Origin of the sequence: Paenibacillus sp. FSL H3-0457, from assembly GCF_037981725.1 — a bacterium.
Taxonomy (GTDB): domain Bacteria; phylum Bacillota; class Bacilli; order Paenibacillales; family Paenibacillaceae; genus Paenibacillus; species Paenibacillus amylolyticus.
This window is the reverse complement of the sequence record NZ_CP150283.1, coordinates 6,378,753-6,400,385: the sequence shown is the minus strand read 5'-3', so window position 1 is coordinate 6,400,385 and position 21,633 is coordinate 6,378,753. Positions and strand designations below refer to the sequence as shown.

Annotated in this window: 18 protein-coding genes; 10 read left to right on the top strand and 8 right to left on the bottom strand. The window is 49.0% G+C overall.

All coding sequences use genetic code 11. The features are described from left to right. Positions 1-43: 43 nt before the first annotated feature. The 4 genes from MHH25_RS28205 (at position 44) to MHH25_RS28190 (ending at position 5,047) form a co-directional block, all read left to right on the top strand. Positions 44-1,411 (top strand): NAD(P)-dependent oxidoreductase, encoded by a 1,368-nt coding sequence (locus MHH25_RS28205; protein WP_076319241.1) that lies wholly within the window; start codon positions 44-46, stop codon positions 1,409-1,411. 671 nt (positions 1,412-2,082) lie between these two features. Then, entirely contained in the window at positions 2,083-3,378 is a 1,296-nt protein-coding gene (gene preA / locus MHH25_RS28200) for an NAD-dependent dihydropyrimidine dehydrogenase subunit PreA (protein WP_340018652.1), read from the top strand. After that, positions 3,375-4,820, top strand: a complete 1,446-nt coding sequence (hydA, locus tag MHH25_RS28195) for a dihydropyrimidinase (RefSeq protein WP_340018651.1) — start codon at positions 3,375-3,377, stop codon at positions 4,818-4,820. The genes preA and hydA overlap by 4 nt, the downstream gene beginning before the upstream one ends. Beyond that, entirely contained in the window at positions 4,820-5,047 is a 228-nt protein-coding gene (locus MHH25_RS28190; RefSeq protein WP_062836929.1) for a hypothetical protein, read from the top strand. Before hydA ends, MHH25_RS28190 begins: the two co-directional genes overlap by 1 nt. A gap of 16 nt (positions 5,048-5,063) precedes the next feature. Here MHH25_RS28190 and MHH25_RS28185 read toward each other — a convergent pair whose 3' ends face one another. The 8 genes from MHH25_RS28185 to MHH25_RS28150 all read right to left on the bottom strand — a co-directional run bounded on the left by MHH25_RS28185 (position 5,064) and on the right by MHH25_RS28150 (position 14,675). Continuing rightward, complete coding sequence (locus MHH25_RS28185; protein ID WP_340018650.1) at positions 5,064-6,740, bottom strand: PucR family transcriptional regulator ligand-binding domain-containing protein; 1,677 nt, start codon at positions 6,738-6,740, stop codon at positions 5,064-5,066. Between the two features lie 339 nt (positions 6,741-7,079). Further along, positions 7,080-10,304, bottom strand: coding sequence for an efflux RND transporter permease subunit (locus tag MHH25_RS28180; protein WP_340018649.1), 3,225 nt, complete (start codon positions 10,302-10,304; stop codon positions 7,080-7,082). A gap of 33 nt (positions 10,305-10,337) precedes the next feature. Beyond that, entirely contained in the window at positions 10,338-11,285 is a 948-nt protein-coding gene (locus tag MHH25_RS28175; RefSeq protein WP_036612627.1) for a TetR/AcrR family transcriptional regulator, read from the bottom strand. Between the two features lie 214 nt (positions 11,286-11,499). Next, positions 11,500-11,631: a hypothetical protein gene (locus tag MHH25_RS28170; RefSeq protein WP_268748587.1), complete on the bottom strand. Its 132-nt coding sequence runs from the start codon at positions 11,629-11,631 to the stop codon at positions 11,500-11,502. A gap of 271 nt (positions 11,632-11,902) precedes the next feature. Beyond that, a complete protein-coding gene (locus MHH25_RS28165; protein ID WP_017691901.1) occupies positions 11,903-12,217 on the bottom strand; it encodes a multidrug efflux SMR transporter in 315 nt (104 codons plus the stop codon). Beyond that, positions 12,217-12,558, bottom strand: a complete 342-nt coding sequence (locus MHH25_RS28160; RefSeq protein WP_036612625.1) for a multidrug efflux SMR transporter — start codon at positions 12,556-12,558, stop codon at positions 12,217-12,219. Before MHH25_RS28160 ends, MHH25_RS28165 begins: the two co-directional genes overlap by 1 nt. Further along, positions 12,555-13,178, bottom strand: a complete 624-nt coding sequence (locus MHH25_RS28155) for a TetR/AcrR family transcriptional regulator (protein WP_036612623.1) — start codon at positions 13,176-13,178, stop codon at positions 12,555-12,557. Before MHH25_RS28155 ends, MHH25_RS28160 begins: the two co-directional genes overlap by 4 nt. A gap of 126 nt (positions 13,179-13,304) precedes the next feature. Beyond that, positions 13,305-14,675, bottom strand: a complete 1,371-nt coding sequence (locus MHH25_RS28150; RefSeq protein WP_235193714.1) for a phospholipase D family protein — start codon at positions 14,673-14,675, stop codon at positions 13,305-13,307. 372 nt (positions 14,676-15,047) lie between these two features. On the opposite strand from MHH25_RS28150, the gene MHH25_RS28145 reads away from it, so the two are divergent. The 6 genes from MHH25_RS28145 (at position 15,048) to MHH25_RS28120 (ending at position 21,633) form a co-directional block, all read left to right on the top strand. Then, positions 15,048-15,992 (top strand): MerR family transcriptional regulator, encoded by a 945-nt coding sequence (locus MHH25_RS28145; protein ID WP_036612617.1) that lies wholly within the window; start codon positions 15,048-15,050, stop codon positions 15,990-15,992. 264 nt (positions 15,993-16,256) lie between these two features. Further along, on the top strand, positions 16,257-17,807 hold the full coding sequence (crtI, locus tag MHH25_RS28140; RefSeq protein ID WP_036612615.1) for a phytoene desaturase family protein: 1,551 nt from the start codon (positions 16,257-16,259) through the stop codon (positions 17,805-17,807). Then, positions 17,804-19,267, top strand: coding sequence for a phytoene desaturase family protein (gene crtI, locus MHH25_RS28135; protein WP_340018648.1), 1,464 nt, complete (start codon positions 17,804-17,806; stop codon positions 19,265-19,267). The genes crtI (MHH25_RS28140) and crtI (MHH25_RS28135) overlap by 4 nt, the downstream gene beginning before the upstream one ends. Further along, on the top strand, positions 19,264-20,136 hold the full coding sequence (locus MHH25_RS28130) for a phytoene/squalene synthase family protein (RefSeq protein ID WP_036612612.1): 873 nt from the start codon (positions 19,264-19,266) through the stop codon (positions 20,134-20,136). The genes crtI (MHH25_RS28135) and MHH25_RS28130 overlap by 4 nt, the downstream gene beginning before the upstream one ends. Further along, on the top strand, positions 20,136-20,903 hold the full coding sequence (locus tag MHH25_RS28125; RefSeq protein WP_036612610.1) for a carotenoid biosynthesis protein: 768 nt from the start codon (positions 20,136-20,138) through the stop codon (positions 20,901-20,903). Before MHH25_RS28130 ends, MHH25_RS28125 begins: the two co-directional genes overlap by 1 nt. Then, positions 20,872-21,633 carry a lysophospholipid acyltransferase family protein gene (locus MHH25_RS28120; protein WP_036612609.1) on the top strand — a complete coding sequence of 254 codons (762 nt, stop codon included), beginning with the start codon at positions 20,872-20,874 and terminating at the stop codon, positions 21,631-21,633. The genes MHH25_RS28125 and MHH25_RS28120 overlap by 32 nt, the downstream gene beginning before the upstream one ends.

Sequence of the window (21,633 nt, the reverse complement as noted above, 5' to 3'; positions counted from 1 at the left end):
CTGGAAGTTGCGCGGATCAAACTTCAGGAGGTGCATGACATTGATGAACAGCTCAGGAACAACGTTATCCGATTATGGGTGGGAGAGTAGTTTTGCCGAGATGAAACCCGCCATGACAGGTAAGGAAGCGATGGAGGAGTCGAACCGCTGTCTGTACTGTTACGATGCACCATGTATCAAGGCTTGTCCAACCGACATTAATATCCCTTCTTTTATTAGCAAAATATCAACAGGGCACCTGAAAGGATCGGCCCGCACCATCATGGATGCGAATCCGGTTGGAGCCAGCTGCGCACGTGTATGTCCCACGGAAGAGCTCTGTGAAGGCGCATGTGTGTTAAACGAATCGTCGAAGCCGATCCGGATTGGTGACTTGCAGCGATATGCCACCGACTGGGTGCGGGCGAAGAATGAGCCGTTATTCCAGGCAGCACCTGCCAATGGGAGAACCGTCGCTGTAGTGGGAGCAGGGCCAGCAGGACTGTCGGCGGCACGTGAACTGGGGCGCGAAGGATATGAGGTGACGATCTACGAGGCCAAACCCAAAGGCGGCGGGTTGAATACGTACGGCATCGTATCTTTCCGTTTGCCCGAATCGGTTGCGCTATGGGAAGTGGAGCAGGTGGAGGCACTTGGTGTGCAGATCCGTTATGGGGTGCGCATTGGTGTGGATATTCCTGCTTCGCAGTTGCTGGAGCAACATGAAGCGGTCATTCTGGCCTGTGGCATGGGTTCAGTACCCATGCTGGGCATTGAAGGGGAGACACTGGAAGGTGTCTATGATGCGATTGAACTGGTGGAGTCTACCAAGCAAGGTGTTCCACCCGCTTTGAATGGTCTGAAGGTCGCCGTTATTGGCGCGGGTAATACGGCGATAGATGCAGCGACTTGTTCGGTACGTCTTGGTGCCGAGCGGGTGCAGATGTTATATCGGCGCGGGGAAAGTCAGATGACGGCGTATGCGTTTGAATATACGTTTGCCAAGCAGGAGGGTGTGGAGTTCCGCTGGTTTACGATGCCGCAGCGTATCATTGGAGACGAGAACGGTCGGGTTCAGGCTGTGGAATGCGTGAAAATGGAGCTAATTACCCCGTCTGGTGGTGGGCGCGCGTTGCCTGCGCCTGTCGAGGGATCGGAGTTCATGATTGAATGTGATACGGTCATCCGGGCTATTGGGCAGCATCGGTTATTACCATTAATCGAAGCGTTTGGGCTGCGTCACCAATGGGGCGTCGTTGAGATCGAACCGCATACGTATCGTACCTCGCATCCTCAGATCTATGCGGCAGGAGATGTCATTTTTGGTCAGGGCCAGGGTGAGGCGATGGTTGTCTCGGCTGCACAGCAGGGTAAGCTGGCTGCCGCCGCAGTCATGAAGGCGTTGCCTGGACAGGTGGAAGAGACGGCGTGAGTTGTGAGCGAGACAAGGAAAAGTGGAGAGTACACGGAAACCGTGCAATGAAAGGGTGTAAGGAGAGAGTACAAGGAGAGGCGAAGGTGGGAGGGCGCAAGGGACTGATAGAGTGATATAGGTGTAGATCAGATCTGAGCAAGAAGTGTGGGTACATCAAATTCTCGTGTACCTGACACGCTAACGAACCCTACACACCTTATAGTGGCAATTACCGAGGATTGGAAAATCTAACGAATCTCACACGTCTTATGTTGACGAACACCTGTTGAAATGAAGCCGAAATGAGCTACTACAGTAATATAAGCTTTCTACGATTCGTTAGATTTTGAAATTGCCGCAAATGAGTCCAATAAGAGGTGTACGGTTCGTTAGAATTTAGGTGTTATCCAGAAACACCCTTACTACGCAGAGATCCTGAGCACGACCAAATATTCCAGTGTAACTATATAAGTTGAACTAATCATTTACACGATAACGGAGAGGACAGAAAAAACCTGAAAAAGCAAAGCGTTCGCCTTTATCCCCGGATTTTCCCTTTCGGAAAAGGGAATCAAAAAAATCTGGGGATAACAGCGATTGGAAGGTTATTCTGTCATCGTAGTGTCAGTGTAAATAATCTTTAGTTCAACTTATATAGTAATTTCAAACAACACCAAGGAGGGATCGTTATGGCTGACTTATCCATTAATCTGGCAGGTATTCGATCACCCAATCCATTCTGGCTGGCTTCTGCACCACCAACCAATACGGGATATCAGGTCCAGCGTGCATTCGAGGCCGGCTGGGGTGGTGCGGTGTGGAAGACGCTGGGTGAGCCAATTATCAATACATCCTCGCGTTTCGCGGCGGTCCATTTTGGTGGGCAACGGGTGGCGGGGTTTAATAATATTGAATTGATATCCGATCGTCCGCTGGAAGTGAATCTGCGGGAGATCGCCGAGACCAAGAAACGCTTCCCGGACCGTGCGGTTATCGCTTCACTGATGGTGGAACCTACGCGGGAGAAGTGGCATGAGATTGTGAAGAAGGTGGAAGCCGTCGGCGTCGATGGCCTGGAGCTGAACTTTGGCTGCCCGCATGGCATGGCTGAACGTGGCATGGGAGCTGCCTCCGGTCAGCAACCTGACCTGGTCGAACTACAGACGATGTGGGTGAAGGAAGTGGCGACCACACCGGTGATTGTGAAGCTCACGCCGAATATCACGGATATTACGGCGACAGCCCGGGCAGCTGTACGAGGTGGCGCGGATGCGATCTCCCTGATCAATACAATTAACTCCCTGGCAGGTGTGGATCTGGATTCGTGGAATACCGTGCCCCATGTGGGCGGCAAAGGAGCGCATGGTGGATACTGTGGCCCAGCTGTGAAGCCAATTGCACTGAACATGGTTGCGGAGTGTGCACGTAATCCGGAGGTGGGTGTGCCAATCTCTGGCATAGGCGGCATATCTGATTGGCGGGATACCGCAGAGTTTCTGCTCATGGGCGCTACAGGGGTTCAGGTATGTACCGCAGCGATGCATCATGGATTCCGTATTGTGGAGGACATGATTGATGGGCTGAACGATTATCTGGATGAAAAGGGTCTGAGCAGTGTAGCAGAACTGGTAGGTCAGACGGTTCCACGTTACTCGGATTGGGGCAATCTCGATCTGAACTACAAAGTGGTCGCCCGCATCAACCGCGATGTCTGCATCAATTGCAACAAATGCCATATTGCTTGTGAGGACACCTCGCATCAATGTATTGATATGTTGACCGGCCCGTCCGGCTCCTATCTGGAAGTGGTGGAAGAGGACTGTGTTGGCTGTAATCTGTGTTCGATCGTTTGCCCGGTGGATGGGGCGATTGAGATGGTTGAACTTGTACCTGAGCAGGAACCTGTAACCTGGAATGAAAGGCAGTCTGCGATTGCGATGTTGCAATCCGTTAGAGATCAATCAACCAAGGAGGCGATATCATGAGTACCCGCAAATTGATTCGTAACGGTGTGTTGGTCACGGCGTCGGATACCTTTGAAGCAGATATTTTGATCGAAAAGGGTAAAATCACACAGATTGGCATCGGACTGATGCCTGACGAACGAACGGAGGTTGTGGATGCAGCGGGCTGTTACGTCATTCCGGGCGGGATCGACCCGCATACGCATCTGGATATGCCCTTCGGTGGAACGGTAACGGCGGATGATTTTGCGACGGGAACGACAGCGGCAGCCTTTGGTGGTACAACAACGATCATTGATTTTTGTCTGACACAAAAAGGCCGTCCATTAATCGAATCTCTCCAGGAGTGGCATGCCAAAGCCGAGGGTAAAGCCGCCATCGACTACGGTTTCCATCTCATGATCGGCGAGATGAATGATCAGGTGTTAGAAGAGCTGCCGCAGATCATTGAAGAAGAGGGTGTGTCATCCTTCAAGGTGTTCATGGCGTATAAAAACCAGTTTCAGGCGGATGACGGGATTCTCTTCCAGACGTTGCAAAAGGCAAAAGAGTACGGCGCACTCGTCATGGTTCATGCCGAGAACGGGGATGTCATTGACCTGCTGGTTCGACAGGCGCTCGCCGAAGGGCGCACGGAGCCGATTCATCATGCGCTGACTCGTCCATCCATGCTGGAGGGAGAAGCAACAGGGCGTGCGGCGCGTCTGGCTGCACTTGCGGATTCGCAGCTGTATGTGGTGCACGTGACCTGTGCGGAAGCAGTGGAGCAAATTGCGCGTATGCGTGAAATGGGCTACCGGATCTGGGGGGAGACCTGTCCTCAGTATTTGACACTGGATCAGTCGATCATGGATCAGCCGGACTTTGAGGGTGCAAAGTATGTTTGGTCACCTCCGCTGCGGGAAGTTGCGCATCAGGAAGTGTTGTGGAATGCATTGAAAAGTGGTCAGTTGCAGACGATTGGCTCCGATCATTGCTCGTTTAATTTCAAGGGGCAGAAGGACTTGGGCAAGGATGATTTCAGTAAAATTCCGAACGGGGGGCCTGTCATCGAAGATCGCCTCAGCATTCTGTATTCCGAAGGTGTAGTCAAAGGAAGGATCACACTGAATCAGTGGGTTGATCTATGTTCGACAAGAGCGAGCAAGTTATTTGGACTATTTCCGCAGAAAGGGACTCTCGCTGTCGGGACAGACGCGGATATCGTTATTTTTGACCCCTCTGTAAACAGGGTGATCTCAGCAGATACGCATCATATGAACGTGGATTACAGTGCATTTGAAGGTATGCAGGTACAGGGATGTCCGGTGACGGTGTTGTGCCGCGGGGAGTATGTCATTCGAGATCGGCAGTATACCGGAACAGCAGGGGCAGGCCAATATGTGAAGCGCAACAAGTATGATGCAGGCGCGCCCATACCGATGAAACATCCTGTGGCGGCAGTGAATGGAGGGAGAAGCTGATGTCGGATCATGATGTGTTTGAGGCCGAGAGGATCGCCATAGAGCGAATGGTTGCACAGGGTTATCGGATCTATGCGGTACGGGAACATCTGGAGGGTGCTCACGTCATATGGGGGCACCCGGATCTTCCCGAAGAGAAACAAGAGCAATACGTAGGCACGGCGTCTGGACGGAAGTGGTTCAGTCACATCCTGATTCGCCAGCTTCAGGAGCAACGGGGAGCGTAGACCATAATGAAGCTCTTCATGCGATCGGGCCGTGTACGTACTCATAAGCGTAGATGGCAAGTTCGATCGCGACCCTTTTCTCGGGGAGGATATAGTCTTCTCCCAAAAGGGCTTCGATTTTGTCCAAACGGTGATACAGTGTCTGTCTGACGATATATAGAGCGGTGGCTGTCTCTTGCTTGGAGCAGCACAGGACCAAATATTGCTTGAGGGTCCGCAGCAGCTGACCTCCTTTCTCCACATCGCAACGAATGAGCGGCCCCAAATATTCTTCGATGAAATCATCCAGATTGCCACTCTGCTTCATACTAGCGATGATGCGGTAACAATGAAGATTACTGTAAAAGGGCTGCTGCATCACACCGATGTCCTTCTGAATTCGCAGTGTCTCCTTCGCGGATTCCAGACTATCCTTGAGACGGGAGAGGTCTGTGCAGTTATGACTGATACCGATCAAGCCTGAGAAGAGGCAGTGGGTCTGTTCCTGCTCGTGCTGCTGCAGCTGTTCGATGCAGCGCCAGAGACTGCTTTTGCGCTGAGATCCAGGTAGTGGGTCGAGAATGATAAGAATGATCTGGTGGTTCAGAACGGTGCTGTAGAGGGTGAAGTTCTCCCGAGCAAATACCGACCGGGCGACGATGTTACGTTGGATCAACAACTTCTGAAGTCTGAGGCTATCTGTGTATGCTGGATTGTTGTCGAATAAAATAATAGTGGCTTTGCTCGTTGCGAGAAGGGGATTAACGGTAGATATATATTCATGGATTTCCTTCGTGGAGTGGTGTCCGTTAAGCCAATCAATGACCCACATATCTTCTTTGTAGCGGCGTTTCTCTTCCATGTATTTGGTTCGCATCCAGTCCTGAGCAATCGCGGCCGCGCATCGTTCCAGTGCCTGAATGACGAATTCATCCGAAGGTTTGATCGGTATGCTTGAATCTTGATCCGTCAGCTTTTGATGCATCAGCACAAGGTCGGCAAAGGTGTAGTCCAACGCCTGAACAGGCATGCTGATCACATCCAATGTGTTATCTGACAGCTGCATTAAATTCGGAATATCCTCCCCCGCCAAATGTTCCCGCTGCAAAAACCAATCCTGCCGACGAGTCTCCAGCTGCTCTGGAGGGCAGTAGGGAACGGCACTTGCTTCCCCTTCAAGTGGATATAACGCCACGGCACATCCGGTTGTTCGTGACAATAATCGAAGCAGAGGTTGTACGCCATCTCCATTCAGAAGAAGTTGGTTAAAGGAGGTGGTGAGACTATCGAGTTCAGCGATCATCCGCTGATGACTGCGAATCAGGGTGAAATGCAAGTCTTGCGTAATATCGATATAACGGACTTGTTCGTGGAACCAGATCAACGGAAAATCAGCTGCTACTGCAATTTCTTTCATAGCCCCGAGCTGTAACTTGGTGTGATCCCCCAGTTCCATACAGAGTCCGGCAGCCCCACGTGCAATTAACTGACGCAGAAAAGACAGGCCTTGCTGCTCACCCTCCTGCCAGCCAATGCCTGTTGTCAGCACCAATTCCCCGCCATTGAGCAAGTCCCCCACCTCGGGAACCTCCATGATATGAACCCAGCGAACATACCGCTCCAGCGCACGATCACTGGCCAGGACTTCTGCCTTGCGAAACACAGGACGTTTTAACATGTCTCTGACTTGAATATGAAGCGTTGTCTCCCCCACACAACCACCATCCTTCCCCAATCACATGTGATCTATCTGGAGTCTGGAATCCGTCAACTTACATAATTAATCCATATTATAATTCTATTTACAGCCAATGGGCTGAAATCTAACGTTCATTTGTTTCAAATGACAAATGGGACTGTGCTTTTTGTGATTTTGATTAAAGTGAAGAATTTATATGTCAGTCTATGTATCGTGTAAATTACATAAAAAAAAGCCCTTTAACATCACATCGGAATTCAACCATTCCAATATGCGCTAAGGGGCGAGAAGCTAATATTATAGTCTACATTTAAGTTGTACTCGAACCGTTACATGAGTACAATCAACGACTTCTTAATCTTCGATTCTTTTCTTTTTAAATTTCATCAGGAACTCATACACAATCGGTACGATAACCAGCGTGAGCAGCGTGGAGCTGATCAGACCACCGATTACGGTAATTCCGAGTCCTTTGGAGATGATACCCGCACTCTCTTCGAGACCCGTTACCAGTGGCAAGAGGGCACCGATAGTTGCGAGAGCGGTCATCAGAATTGGACGCAGACGTGTTGCACCGGCTTCCAGCAAGGCTTCACGGGTAGGCATACCCTCTTTTTCCTTGTGAATAACACGGTCGATCAACACGATAGCGTTGGTGACCACGATACCGATGAGCATCAGTCCACCCATCATGGCCGAGACGTCGAGCGTACCACCAGCGATGAACAGACCTACCATAATACCAATGACCGTAAATGGCAGGGAGAACAGGATTGCGAATGGTGCCAATCCGCCGCCGAATGTAACAACGAGCACGAAGTATACAATGGCGATGGCCGCCAGCATGGCGAGACCCAGTTGAGTAAAGGTATCATTAATCTGTTCGGTTGTACCGCCAAACTTCACTTCAACGCCATCAGGCAGATCCAGCTTGTCGATCTCAGCCTGTAGGTTACTCGAAGCTTTCGTTACATCCGAAGCCAGGATGTTGGCTGTGACTTGTACGACAACTTTACCATCAATTTGCATGATGGAGTTCGGGGACGTACCTTCTTCTACTTTGGCAACATCTTTGATTGGTACTTCGATGCCAAGCGGTGAAGTGACGGTTTCATCCTCAATTTCTTTAATACTGCTGAATGTTTTGTTGTCTGTCTCTACATATACTTTGTACGTTTTGTTATCGATATCGACTTCCGTAAGCACAGGACGTTCCCGTGCCGGGCTCAGCGTCATCGCCAGTTGGCCTGCAGTCAGGCCCAGGGAACTCAATTTCTCCTGATCCGCCACGAGCGTATACTGCCCGTAGGTGTCAGCAAGTGTTGTATCTGCTTTTTCAAAATTATCCTTATCCGCTTCAACCAGTTTCAGAATTTCGTCCGATACAGGTTTGAGTTGCTCTACATTATCGCCATAGATGGACAGGCTCAAGCCACTGCCACCCAGACCGCCGGACATGTCGAGCTCATTCCAGGTACCTACGGTAACTTCTTTCTTCAGACCTTCTACAAGCTGTTCCTTCACTTTGGTAAAGTCTTTCGTGTCTTCGTTATATTCAATATAGAATAGAGCCGAGTTGGAACCACCGCCACCCATGCTGCTCAGTGGATTACTTCCGCCGATGGAATATTGCATTTTCTCCAGACCTGGTTGTTCCAGCAACCACTTCTCGGCAACGAGTGCTTCTTTTTCGACATCTTCACGCAAAGCTCCGGTTTGTGGGCTGTACGTAATGGTCACATATTTATCCTGTTGCTCTGGCAAGAAGCTTGCACCGATGAACGGGTACAGGAACAAACTGCCGACCAGCAAGATCACTGCAATACTGACGGTGATGAGTTTGTGTGACAGGGTCCAGTTCAGCAAGCGTTTGTAACCTTCCGCCATTTTGCCTGGTTTTTCTTCGTGATTCTGTTTGTTCTTCAACCCTCCACGGAACAGGGTGTGCGCAAGCATCGGCACAATGGTAATGGCAACGATCAGGGATGCCAGCAAAGCGAATACCATGGTCAGTGCAAATGGCGTGAATAACTCACCGACCATGCCGCTTACCAATGCCAGTGGCAGGAATACCGCAATAGTTACGATCGTGGAAGAAAGGATTGGCACAAACATCTCGCGAGTTGCTTCGCGGACTAGTTCACGGCCTTTCAATCTTTCACCTTTGAGTGTTAATCTGCGGTAGATGTTCTCGATAACAACGATGGAGTCATCGACAACCCGTCCGATGGCAACCGTCATCGCACCCAGCGTCATCATGTTCAAAGTAATATCCATCATATTGAGAGCAGTCAATGCCATGAGCAAGGAGAGCGGGATCGAGATAATGGAGATAATGGTTGAACGAATATTACGCAGGAAGAGCAGGATGATCAGGATGGCAAACAAGGCGCCAAAAACGGCTTTGCCCAACATCGTGTTCACCGAGTCCTGAATCGGCTTACCTTGGTCAAGCAATACAGTCAAATCAGCATTTTTGAACTGCGATTGCAACTCTTCAGCTTTATCTTTGACTGCGTTAACGACATCAACCGTGTTGGCATCGTTGGATTTTACAATGGAAATACCAATCGATTCCTTGCCGTCTGTCCGGGAAATGGATTCCGCTTGACCGATGACTTCGATCTTGGCAATTTCACTTAATTTTACTGTCGGGATACCAGCTGCGTTGGCAGCAGCTGAAGGGCTACCTACACCGGCATTACCACCAGCGGCTTGGTCCGTTCCTTGTGAAGCACCTGGAGCGGTACCTTGACCAGCTTCACCAGTTGGTGCTCCAGAGCCTTGTGGGGCTGCGTTTGAACCATTGCCTGCGGAAGCACCGGCACCGCCGGGTACAACTGGAATGGCAAGGTTTTTCAGATCATCGATGTCGATGATGTTGCCATCTACAACAACGGCTTTCTGGGATTTATCCAGTTCAAACAGTCCAAGGGGCACACGAATGGATGAACCTTGAACAATGCCGTTTACCGTATCTTCCGTTAGGCCCAGCTCGGCCATTTTGGCTTGGTCAAACTTCAATTGAACTTCTTTTACATATTGACCGGACACCTGAACCTGAGCTACACCGTCAATGTCTTCGAGTGCAGGCTGAATATCCGATTCAACCAGTCGTGTCAATTGTTCCAGGTCACCGCCGTCCTTGTCGGACAGGCTCAGAGATACAACCGGGAAAGAGTTAATGCTGAACTTGGAAATGGTCGGCTTCTGCACACTGTCAGGCAGTTGAACTTCATTCAGTGCCTCACGAACGGTTGCAGTTGCGTTGGTCAGATCTGTTCCATAATCAAATTCGAGTGTGATCGATGCTGCGTTCTCCATAGAAGTGGAGGTCACCGTCTTCACGCCATCTACATTGCGTAGTTTTACTTCCAGCGGCTTCGTGACATCCTCAACAATTCCCTCCGGTGCAGCCCCCGGATCAATGGCAGTGACATTCAGAAACGGTACGTTGATGTTCGGGATTGTCTCTTGTTTCATCGTCAATCCGCTGTACAAACCTGCGAAAGAGATGATAATCGTCAGAATCCAAATCGCAAACTTGTTGTTCAGTGAAAAATTAATAATACCTTTCATACGATGGTTTCTTCTCCTCTCTGTTTCTCCTGTTTATGTGTGTGACGAGTCAGCTTGGATGAACCGGCTATACATGGCATCCAGAATATGCTGAAGCTCGGAGTGCAAAGATTGAATGGCAGTTACGTTCTCCAGATTGTGCATCATGCCCAGAATAATGGCACGCCGCGGTGTGAATTCCATCATCTCCTGCCGGAGAATGGCAATGGTCTCAAGTACATCATTCTTTGGTTGCCCAGCAGGCAATTCGGAGGCAGCAATATCCTGCATTTGCTTGATAATATGAATAGGATGCCGCATCACCGTGGAATCCGGATGGGGTTCGGTAATCCATGCAGGCCAGTCCTCCAAAGGAATCAAAGGCAAAGGTCGCTGCTTAAGGAATCCGTGCGCTGCATAGTCCATCATTTGCAGTAAATTTGTTGCCATCTTGGTAACAGTAAGGGAAGGCATCTCCGTAAACCAGATCTTGACGTAGGAGAGGAACAGTCCCTGTGTCAGCAAAATAAGGTCAATCGTATAAGGTTCAATCTCCGATCCGTACTGCTCCTCCAGCTTATCCTTAAACCAATGTAAGGTACGTACCTCCAGATCTCTTTGCAGCGGATGGCATTGTTCCTTGCGTTGCTGTTCATCATCCATCATCATGCTGCGCATCTGTACTCGCAAAAACTCCTTAAGTTCGGCAACATGGATGAGCAGTGTCTCAATCTGCTTGTGCAGACGTTCACGTGAGGTAAGGCTGGTTTCATGCTCGATCTGTGTCATCTCGTCCATGAGCGTGTACATGCAGTACTCCAGAGTACTGGCTTCTAATTCCTCTTTGGATTTGAACATGATGTAGAGGCTGCCTTTGGACATCCCGCATAATTCTGCAATCTCTTGCATGGATGTTGCAGCACTGCCTTTGGATGAGAATAACTTGAGTGCTGTAGTAATGATGAGCTTTTTCTTCTCATTCATCTCATGTATAGGGTTCATTAACGATGCATTCACCTCATCAGGGAACTTGTGAGTTCTTGAATTGACTTTAAGGTCAAAATAAGTATAAACGATCTGGTTAAAGGAATTCAAATGGGAGTAAATTGGGAAAATGTATATGGGGAAAAGTGGCTGATCAAAGGGAAGGAGAGACGGCAAGTAACAAGGTGCAGCTTGTATGTACGATAGGGATAAGGTATCAAGAACGTTTAAGTTAGTTTCCTCCAGTGAAGGCGTACAAGGCGAGTATAATAATAGCGATTAGAGCGATGAGATAGAAAATGGCCATGGCGATCAGAAGGGTATACCCGGTAAAAGAGCCCATGTGTGCCAATAATTTTCTCATGAATACGACATCCTTTCTTACGTGGCAAAGTATAAAGAGGTTCCCTATTTATATCATTCCCCAAAAAAGACGACTTCCTGATCGAAGTCGTCTTTTTTATATTACAGAATTTAATAGATATCATAATGGAAGCTAAGAATTACACGATAACGGAGATTGCAGAACCAACTTGAAGAGACGAAATGTTCGCCTTAAAGCTTTCTGTAAGAAAGCTTCTTCGGAAGCATATGCTATCACCGGAGATATAAAGTATAACTTCATTTCACTTTCGTTACGTGATCAGTTTCAGACCAACGGCTGCCACCAAAATCATCGCGATAAACAGGATACGCTTCGCTTCTTTCCGTTCACCGAACAGGAACATGCCTGTTAACGTACTGCCGACCGTCCCGATCCCCGTCCACACGGCATACGCTGTGCCCATGGGAATGGACGTCATGGCATAGGACAACAGCGAGAAGCTGAACACAAACGACACCAGCATAAGTACGATGTATGGCCATCCTTTCTTGGTGGAAGCACCATTAATACCGATTACGCCGAAAATTTCACATATCCCTGCACCTACAATTGCCATCCAAGCCATTATACTGCACCTCCTTTGGCTTCTTGCTGATCCGTAACCAGCTTCAGTCCAATTACGCCGCAGAGCAGCAGCCCGATGAGCAATACTTTGGCCAAGCGGAACGGTTCACCGAACAATACCATTTCCGTAAGGACGGTACCCGCCGTACCAATTCCCGTAAAGACGGCATACACCGTACCCACAGGCAATCTTTTAGAAGCGGCAATGATCAGTCCAAAGCTGATCACGATGGCAATCCCCGTTAAAGTCCACTCCCAGGCATTCGAGGCATGTTTCAGCCCGCTTACCCAGACAATCTCAATAACTCCACCGATAAATACATATAACCAGTTGCGGTTCATGTTGTTAAATCTCCTTCCGGCACAACGCTGTGTGCCTCGTCGTTCAGATGATGAATGCCATGCCAAAATACAGGCCAGGCTGCTTCCAACCGTCTCTTGTACCGACGGGAACTTCCATAGATAATTTCCACGGTAATACCGTCGAGAAACGTCATAAATGCAATGGCGGCTTGTTCCGCGGGAAGGGGCGGTATATCTTCATTACGCATTGCCCTTTGCAGCAGACGAGTCAGTGCACGTTCCATACCATCGATAAACGGATACACTTGATCCATCACTTCGCCATACAGAGAAAGTGGGGGGTAAAAACAATTACGCAACATCAAACGAGCCGAAGCATGGGCATTGTATTCTTGTTCGAACCAGATCAACAAGCCTTTCAGCCTCTGCTCCAATGGCAGATCCGCATGATCACGGAAATATTCCAGTGTGTGCCGTGTTACCTCGTGAAATGCAAAGTCCAGTGTGTGTAAAAACAAGTCATCCTTGCAGCTGAAATGCGCATATATGGACGGTTTTTTAATCCCGACTTCATCAGCAATAGCTCTTAGAGAAGCTCCCTCATATCCATCTCTGGCAAAATGGAACAGGGCTGCATCCCGAATGGATTGTGCAGTCATTCAATCACCTTCCTAACGGTCGTTAGGTAATTATATTTCCATACTTTACATCACCTGTCAAGATGAAAATATCCGCCTGCACAGTAGAGTACAGGCGGATATAACAGGTATGGATGTGGTTTCTGATCAAAAGGTCGTAAGACCCAGAATCAGTTGCAACTTATATAGGATACCTTTCAAAAACGTAGTCTTCTCCTGGAACTCATCCAGGTCTAACGTGAACTCGGCATCATTATTATTCCAAATACGCTCAAAATAATTCGCGATATCAAGCGTGAACTTATTGTCTGGAGGTGCAGCAACCCATAGATCATTCTCCAGATTGTAGTCATTCATGTTTCGTGGTGTAAAGTTGGTTGAACCCCCTAGGACAATATGATCTCCGGTTGCTTTGGCAAGATAGATCATCTTGGTATGGTATTGCTCCTTGGTGGTGTTATACCAGCGGATCTGTATTTTACCGTCGGATTTATCATGCAATTCAGCGGCGACAGGACGGTTCGGAATCCCGATCTTTTCCTGACCAAAAGCATTTTCATTTGGATCTAGTACAAGCCGGATCTCGGTTCCTCGTTTTGCCGCTTCCAGCAGGGCTTCCAATACTTTCGGAGAGGCCACATAGAACATGCCCATCCATAAGGTGTCACCTTTGCCAGCTTGATTGATCTCATGGAGTACAGCGTCATTCACTTTGCCTTCAGTTAAATAGCGTATTCGCAAATCTCCCGTGTTTGAATTGGAGGAAGGAGCTGTGTAGGCAGGAACCTTGCCTCCGCCTGAGATGTCGAGAACAGCTTGCTCGGACTGAAGAATATCGCCAATGATTGGACCTGTTACTTCAAATGCAATATTCGAGTGGTAGGCACTCGCATCATGGATATTGCCAGAAGAGACAATCGCTGTCTTCTCACTAACAACAACTTTACGATGATTGGCCTTCACATTGAGCAGCTTGAGATAGGAACGCACAGTGACATCCGGACCATCCGTGGCCATCAGGTTCTTGATCCAGCCATCTCCAGATTGGCCAAACCATTGGAAGAAGGTCCGCCAGACCGCAGAGTATACTGGAGTTGAATCACGCAAAGGGTCCACATCCGTGATGACCACATGAATACCTGCTTGTTTCATTTGTTCCAGCAACGGATTGGGTGCTGAGTTATAGTTGGTATTTACTTCATCTGTAATGAACCAAATGTCCATGTCCGGGTGCTGATTTTTTTTGGCGACCAGCGCTTCGGTGAATTCAGTACTAACGGGAGGAAAGTTTTGTCCCTTGTGCTGATAATTATTGAACAGGAACATATCCACCAGGACAAACTGCTCTGCTTCCTCCACAATCTGCATCATGCGCTGGAAAATCTGCTGCTCGTGCTCCATCTGTCCGTCGGAGGAAGGATAAGTGAGGTCATGCAGGAACTCGACTTGATCCACACGATACTCCGGACTTTCGTAGGAAATGCCCGTTGGTAATGGTTTGTAGGTCTGATAGAGCATGACGGCGATGAGCCATAGGACCAATAGGACGAGTCCTGTTCGTATGTATGGAAATTTGCCGCGTGAAGACTTGCGGTCTGATGTATGGCGGCGTAATGAGGCCAACGGTGGACTCCCCCTTCTGTACTTGCTGACTTCTATTACCACACGGATGATAACGTTGACGCAGAAGAACCCGCTAGCATAACGAATGTAGTGGTAAAATGCATATGGCAAAATTGGCAGTATGCAATCGACAGGTGTCTGAGCGTTGTGTATAATGAGTGTATTATTTTTGTAGAATGTTAGGGTTTTCATATGCCTGACAAGGACGGGGAACCAATGATATAACCTTTGAAATCTGGACATTTAGGAAAGAAAGTGGGTAATAAGGTGTATTCCATCAAACAAGTCGCTGCCATGCTCGGTATCCCGACGGTGACGCTCCGGGCTTGGGAGAATCGATATAGTGCGGTCACCCCTGAGCGGACGGAATCGGGTTATCGAATGTATACCGAAGAGAATGTTGCGGATCTGCGCTGGTTGAAAGAACAGGTTGAGCTACATCAGACCAATATTTCGGAAGCGGTACGGATGTTGAAAGTAAACAAATTAAATCCGCCCGAGGCTGTGCCCACGCCGATCATGGCTCCGGTGCCTACGATGGAAGAAGCCTACGCACGCATGGCAGATCAGATCTATGACTCGCTCTACAACTTTCAGGGTGAACGTGCCAATGGTTTGATTGATTTTGGGTTCACCATGTATGGGTATGACTCGATGTTCTATCATGTGTTGGTGCCCATTCTGGTTCGGGTTGGAGATGCATGGGAGCAAGGCAGGGCTTCGGTGGCTCAGGAACACTTCATGACACAGCTGATATCACAGCGCTTTTATCAGTTTTTCCATCTGTTCCCGATCTATCCGCATCTGCCCAAAGTTCTGGCGTTGTGTCCGGAAGGGGAGCACCATCAGGTCGGATTGCTGCTGTTCTCTCTTTTTATGCGCAAAAATGGAGCGGAAGTACTGTATCTCGGTGCGAACACGCCAGAAGAAGGTATCTTCCCGATTATCCGGGAGCAGAAGATCAAGTTGGTCTGCCTGTCGATCACAAGTCCAGGGCTTCTTGTTAAATGTGATCAACTCGTCGAGCGGATTAAAAACGAGTTCCCGCATATTCGCTTTGTACTTGGTGGAAAGGGCTATGAGCGTGCAGAGCATGCGCGTTATCCGCAATGGATTATGCCGGAGAGTTCTGCGGACTGGCAGTCGTGGATGGAGCGTGAATATCTCTCCGAGCGGTCACCTGGTGCACGGTTTGGACAGGCCAATAATTAAACATAATCTCAAATGATATGAATAGGTTAGTGTATAAAGGACATCCTTTGACGAAAGTGATCAAAGGGTGTTTTTTGTGTTTATAAATGGATTACCAGGTATTTTGACCGACGGGTCATTTTTTGGTTTACAAGCTCGTATAATATTTGTATTATATTTGTATAATGTTTTTGCTAGTTACCGCTTAAAGTGTTCTTGGGCGGTTTAATAATAGGTTAGGGGCTAGAGAACTATAGGAATTCCCTACATAGAAAGGTGAGTGGCATGATACCGAATCAACAACGCAAACGTGCAGCTGTCATTGGCGCAGGTCCGGGTGGACTTGCAGCAGCGATGTTATTGTCCGGTCAGGGGTACGAGGTAGATGTGTATGAGAAACAGCCAGTCATCGGGGGGCGTTCTGCCAGATTGGAACTGGGTGAATATCGATTCGACCGGGGTGCTACATTTTTGATGATGCCACAGCTGATCGAAGAGATGTTCGATGTGGTGGGACGCAAATTATCCGATTATGTGGATATGAAAGAGCTAACTCCGCTGTACGCACTGAACTTTGGTGATAAGGTGTTCACGCCTTCTCGTAATCGGGAAGATACAGCTGCACAGATTAAGGAATTGTTTCCGGGCAATGAAGACAATTACCTTCGGTTCATGCAAGAAGAAGAAGTGAAGTTTGGCAAAGTCATGCCTCTGCTCCGTCGTCCTTTTGGCAAGCTGACTGACTATCTACGCAAGGATGCGGTAACAGCTCTACCTAAGCTTGATGTCCACAATACAGTCTATGGAATCTTGTCCCGCTATTTTACAGACGAGCGTCTGCGCTGGGCATTTACATTTCAATCCAAATACCTTGGCATGTCTGCCTGGGATTGTCCGGGTACCTTTACCATATTATCGTTTATTGAGCATCACTACGGATTGTTCCACCCCATTGGCGGCGTGAATCGGATCTTCCAAGCCATGGCCGATGTCGTGGAAGAATACGGAGGACGCATACATACTTCCACCCCGGTGAAACAGGTCATCGTTCGCAATGGTCGTGCAGAAGGTGTGTTGCTTGAGAACGGTGAACGCATCGAAGCAGACCATGTGGTGGTGAACGCCGACTTTGCACATGCGGTTAACCATCTGTTTGAACCAGGCGTGCTTAAGAAGTATACCCCGGAGAAAATGAAACGCAAAAAGTATTCCTGCTCTACAGCAATGCTGTATCTGGGCGTGGATGGTGATGTGGACCTGCCGCATCACTCGATCTATTTTCCCGAGGACTACCGGTTAAACGTTGATGAGATTACAAAGCATAAAATGTTATCAGCCGATCCATCTCTATATATTCATAACCCTTCCAGACTTGATTCGACGCTGGCACCGGAAGGGAAATCCGCTTTGTATGTTCTTATGCCTACGCCTAACCTTACCGCAGACATTGATTGGGAGGCAGAACGGGAGAATGTGCAGGAGGCCATGATGAAACGCATGGAAGGCATTCCTGAGCTGGCAGACATACGCAGCCGTATTGAAGAATGTATGCTGTTCACTCCACTTGATTGGGAGACTGAACTGGATGTGTATCGCGGAGCAACGTTTAATATGGCACACAATCTGGGTCAGATGATGTATCTGCGTCCCCATAACCAGTTTGAAGAGTTGAAAAGTGTATGGCTGGTAGGCGGCGGAACACATCCGGGCAGCGGGTTGCCCACGATTTTCGAATCGGCACGGATCAGTGTCAGACTGATTCAGGAAGAGGACGCACGCACACGTTCCAAGCCATCCTCTTATGTGAAGACGGCAGAAGCCAGAGGGCATTCATGAAGCGGGCCGCTATTGTAGGCGCAGGGATTGGCGGACTCACTTCGGCACTGTTATTGAACCGTCAAGGCTGGGATGTCACCGTGTATGAACGGGGTTCCCGCGTTGGCGGACGCATTGGATATGAGCAGGAAGGCGAGTATCGGATCGATCAGGGGCCAACGATCGTACTGCTGCCGGAGATGTTACTTGGCATCATGGAGGAGGCAGGCGTAGATCGTTCGAAGATTGAGTTACTTCGCTGTGATCCGTTATACAGAGTGCATTACCACAGTGGTCGTGTCATGACCAAGATGACCTCACGTGAAGAGCAGACGGCGGAGATTGAACGTTTGTTCCCGGGAGAGAGCCGGGGATTCACACGATTCATGAAAGATATGGACACGTTGTTTCCGGCAGGCCGGGCAGCTTTTCTGGAAAGGGCTTTTCCACGCAAAAGGGATTTCTTCACCCCTTCGCTCATGTCCCTCATGGGCAGATTGCGTGCACACAAAAGTGTCCGGAAAGCGGTAGGCGATTATTTTGAGCATGAGGAACTGCTCGATGCATACTCACTGCAAAGTTTATACATTGGTGGATCACCGTTTGGGACGCCAGGTATCTATTCCCTTTTACCTTACGCAGAGCATGAATATGGCATCTGGATGGTCAAAGGTGGATATGCAGCATTGCCGGCCATTCTGGAACAGGAACTGATATCACGTGGTGGACGTGTCGTGCTGAATTCGGAAGTGACCGGACTCAAGATTAAAAATGGTGTGTGTGAAGGTATAGAAACGGCAGCAGCCGCAGAAAATGTGGATGCAGTTATCTACAATGGTGATTTCCCCCATCTATCAGGTTTGCTTGGGCAATCACCAGAGGTAGCACGTAAAAGAAAACCGTATCGTCCCTCTTCCGGATGTGTATTGCTCTATGTGGGCGTGGACAAAACCTGGGAAGATGCAACGACGCACCAGTTCTTCCTGCCACCGAGTCTTGAAGGCAGTTTGCAGGAAGTGTTCAATCAGCGACGCATTCCGGCAAAGTCCTCATTTTACGTATTTAATCCGGTCGCATTGGATGAAACTGCAGCGCCTCAAGGACAGAGTGTATTATATTTCCTCATTCCCGTACCAGATGCCGAAGGTGTCGACTGGGATCAGGAGAGTGAAGCATTGGCAGAACGGGTACTGGAAGAAGCGGAGCAACGTGGATTCCCGGGACTTCGTGCAGCGATCAAGTGGAAAAAGGTACGTACACCCGCTGACGCAGAGCGAGACGGGCTCTATGGGGGCGGAAGCTTTGGTATAGCACCTGTATTGTTCCAGTCCGGTGTATACCGACCGCAACCCAAACCATTCCCTAATATAAAGGGATTATATGCCGCAGGAGCATCTGTACATCCAGGTGGCGGAGTGCCGATTGTAATGCAGAGTGCACGGATGGCCGTCAATCAACTCATGAAGGAGATGGGAACATGAATGAAGCGATTTTGAGCAGGTGTGAAGAGTTGATGCAAAAGGGTTCTTCCTCTTTTTATCAGGCCTTTAGAGGGCTGCCAAGTCCACGTCGGGAAGCGGTATATGTCATTTATGCCTTCTGCCGCATGATTGATGACAGTGTAGACGAGCCGGAACATTCGCCCTATACGATTCACGAGATCCATGATTTGTTTGATCAGTTGGACGACGCGGAAGGACATTTTATCTGGCCAGCACTGAGATGGTTGTTCAACAGTTTTCCTCATCTGGATAAGGGGCCATTTTTCCGTCAGATGGAAGGGCAACTCACGGATCTTAAAGTAACACATTATACAACGATGCAGGAACTGGAGCATTATTGTTATCTGGTGGCCGGAACCGTAGGCGAGATGTTGTTGCCTGTATTGAGAGATGATAACGGCGCAGAAGTAGCGATGAACGGGATTGCTTTGGGTAAAGGGATGCAGATCGTTAATATTATTCGGGATGTTGGTGAAGATCGGGCCAGAGTGCGTCGGTATGTTCCGCTGGAAATCATGGAGAAGCATGGTTACACCGAGCAGGACTTTGAAGACGGGGTTGTGGACGAACGTTTTATTGCCATTGTTCATGAATTAAAAGCTGCAGCATTGAACTGGTTCCGTATTGGCATGGATCGTCTGGATACGTACCCAACGGAAAGTGCGTTTTCCATCGAGCTGGCAGCAGCCTTTTACTCCACCATTCTACACGCCGTTGAACGCAACGACTATGACGTATATACCAAGCGGGCATATGTTAGCGATGAATTGAAACTGGAGATGCTGGGTGCGATTGTGAAACGTTACCCGATGCTGGCCTATCAAGCCTCCCGAACGGCGGTATCCTGATGATCCAGTGGCTTTACTGGGCGTGGTATGTCATTGGAGCAACCTTGATGCTAACGATCGGTGTGCCTGACGTATTATCTTTTTCAAATGGTTTATTTCTAATCTTCTACGCATTGTATGTGCTGGATCTGATCTATCAAGGGCGTAATCGGACAGGCCTGTCCGACCAGTCAGTCATCTGGCTGAAACCCGGACTCTGGATATCCTCTGTGATTATCTGGCTTGGAGGTATGGGCGTAGAGTGGGTAGGCGTTCATACGCATTGGCCCTTTGGTGAGTATGCTTACTCAGACTTCTTCGGGATTCATCTGTTCAGTGTGCCAGTTACGCTGGGTTTCGCCTGGATCGCAGTGGTGGGTAACTCGGCGCTGTTAAGTGGCGGTGGTTCAACGTGGACTGGCAAATTTCTTCGAGCAGTGAAGACCGGGTTCTGGGCGATTGTACTTGATCTGGTGCTCGACCCTGTTGCGCATGCAAGAGGATTCTGGGAGTGGCAAGCCCCAGGTGGATTCTACGGTGTTCCGTGGACCAATTACATAAGCTGGTTTATCATGGGTGCATTCTTATCCCTTTTCCTTCCGGCCATGCCTAATGACCGTAGCTCATTGCTGCGTGCAAAATGGTTGTATCAGCTGTTTATTCTTCTGTTCGGCCTGCTTGCTCTAAAGGAAGGGATTACGGGCAGCTTTATCATCGCCATTGCTGGTGTGCTTCTTGCCGAAGGGAGCTGGCTCTATGATTCGCGCCGTAAAATCAAAACCGTTTAATCGTATTTTTGCCTTATACAATCACTATTATCTGCTACGTCGGCGCTTCCGCTCCTTCACGCTCACAGGGTCACTGGACCCACAGGTGGACATCAGGGACAACTCCCCGATTGAAGCGACTCGTCCGGTGATCTATTTCATGAATCACAGCTCATGGTGGGATGGTCTGCTGCTCTATCATGCGGCCAGGCAGACATCGCGGGGTGATCATTATGTGATGATGGAGGAGCAACAGCTTCAGCAATATGCTTTTTTTCGTAAATTGGGTGCGTATTCGATCAATAAGGAGAGTGCGTCCGGTATTCGGACCTCTCTACAGTACACCAGTGAATTATTGGATTCAGGTAAAAGGGTCTGGATTTTTCCCCAAGGAGAAATATTGCATCAGGAGGCCAGACCAATTCAGTTCCGTCCAGGCATCGGATTGTTGCTTCGTCGTTCTCCGAATGCCATCGCCGTACCGGTAACCTTGTGCCATGGGATGGTCCAGCATGATCTACCGGAAATATCGATGCAGGCGGGCCCAGCTGTGATGGAAGACTGGAAGGCGTTGAAGAGTGAAGAGATTGCCGCCAGACTCGGCCATGTGCTGGAACAGCAGTTAGACGATCATAGATCAGAGCTTATACGGATGGGGCAGGGAAGTTTGCCAGATGCGATTCCACTGATTCGTCATGTACGTTCGACAAGTGAAAAATACGATGCGGCACGAAAGCGGGTGAACCGTTAG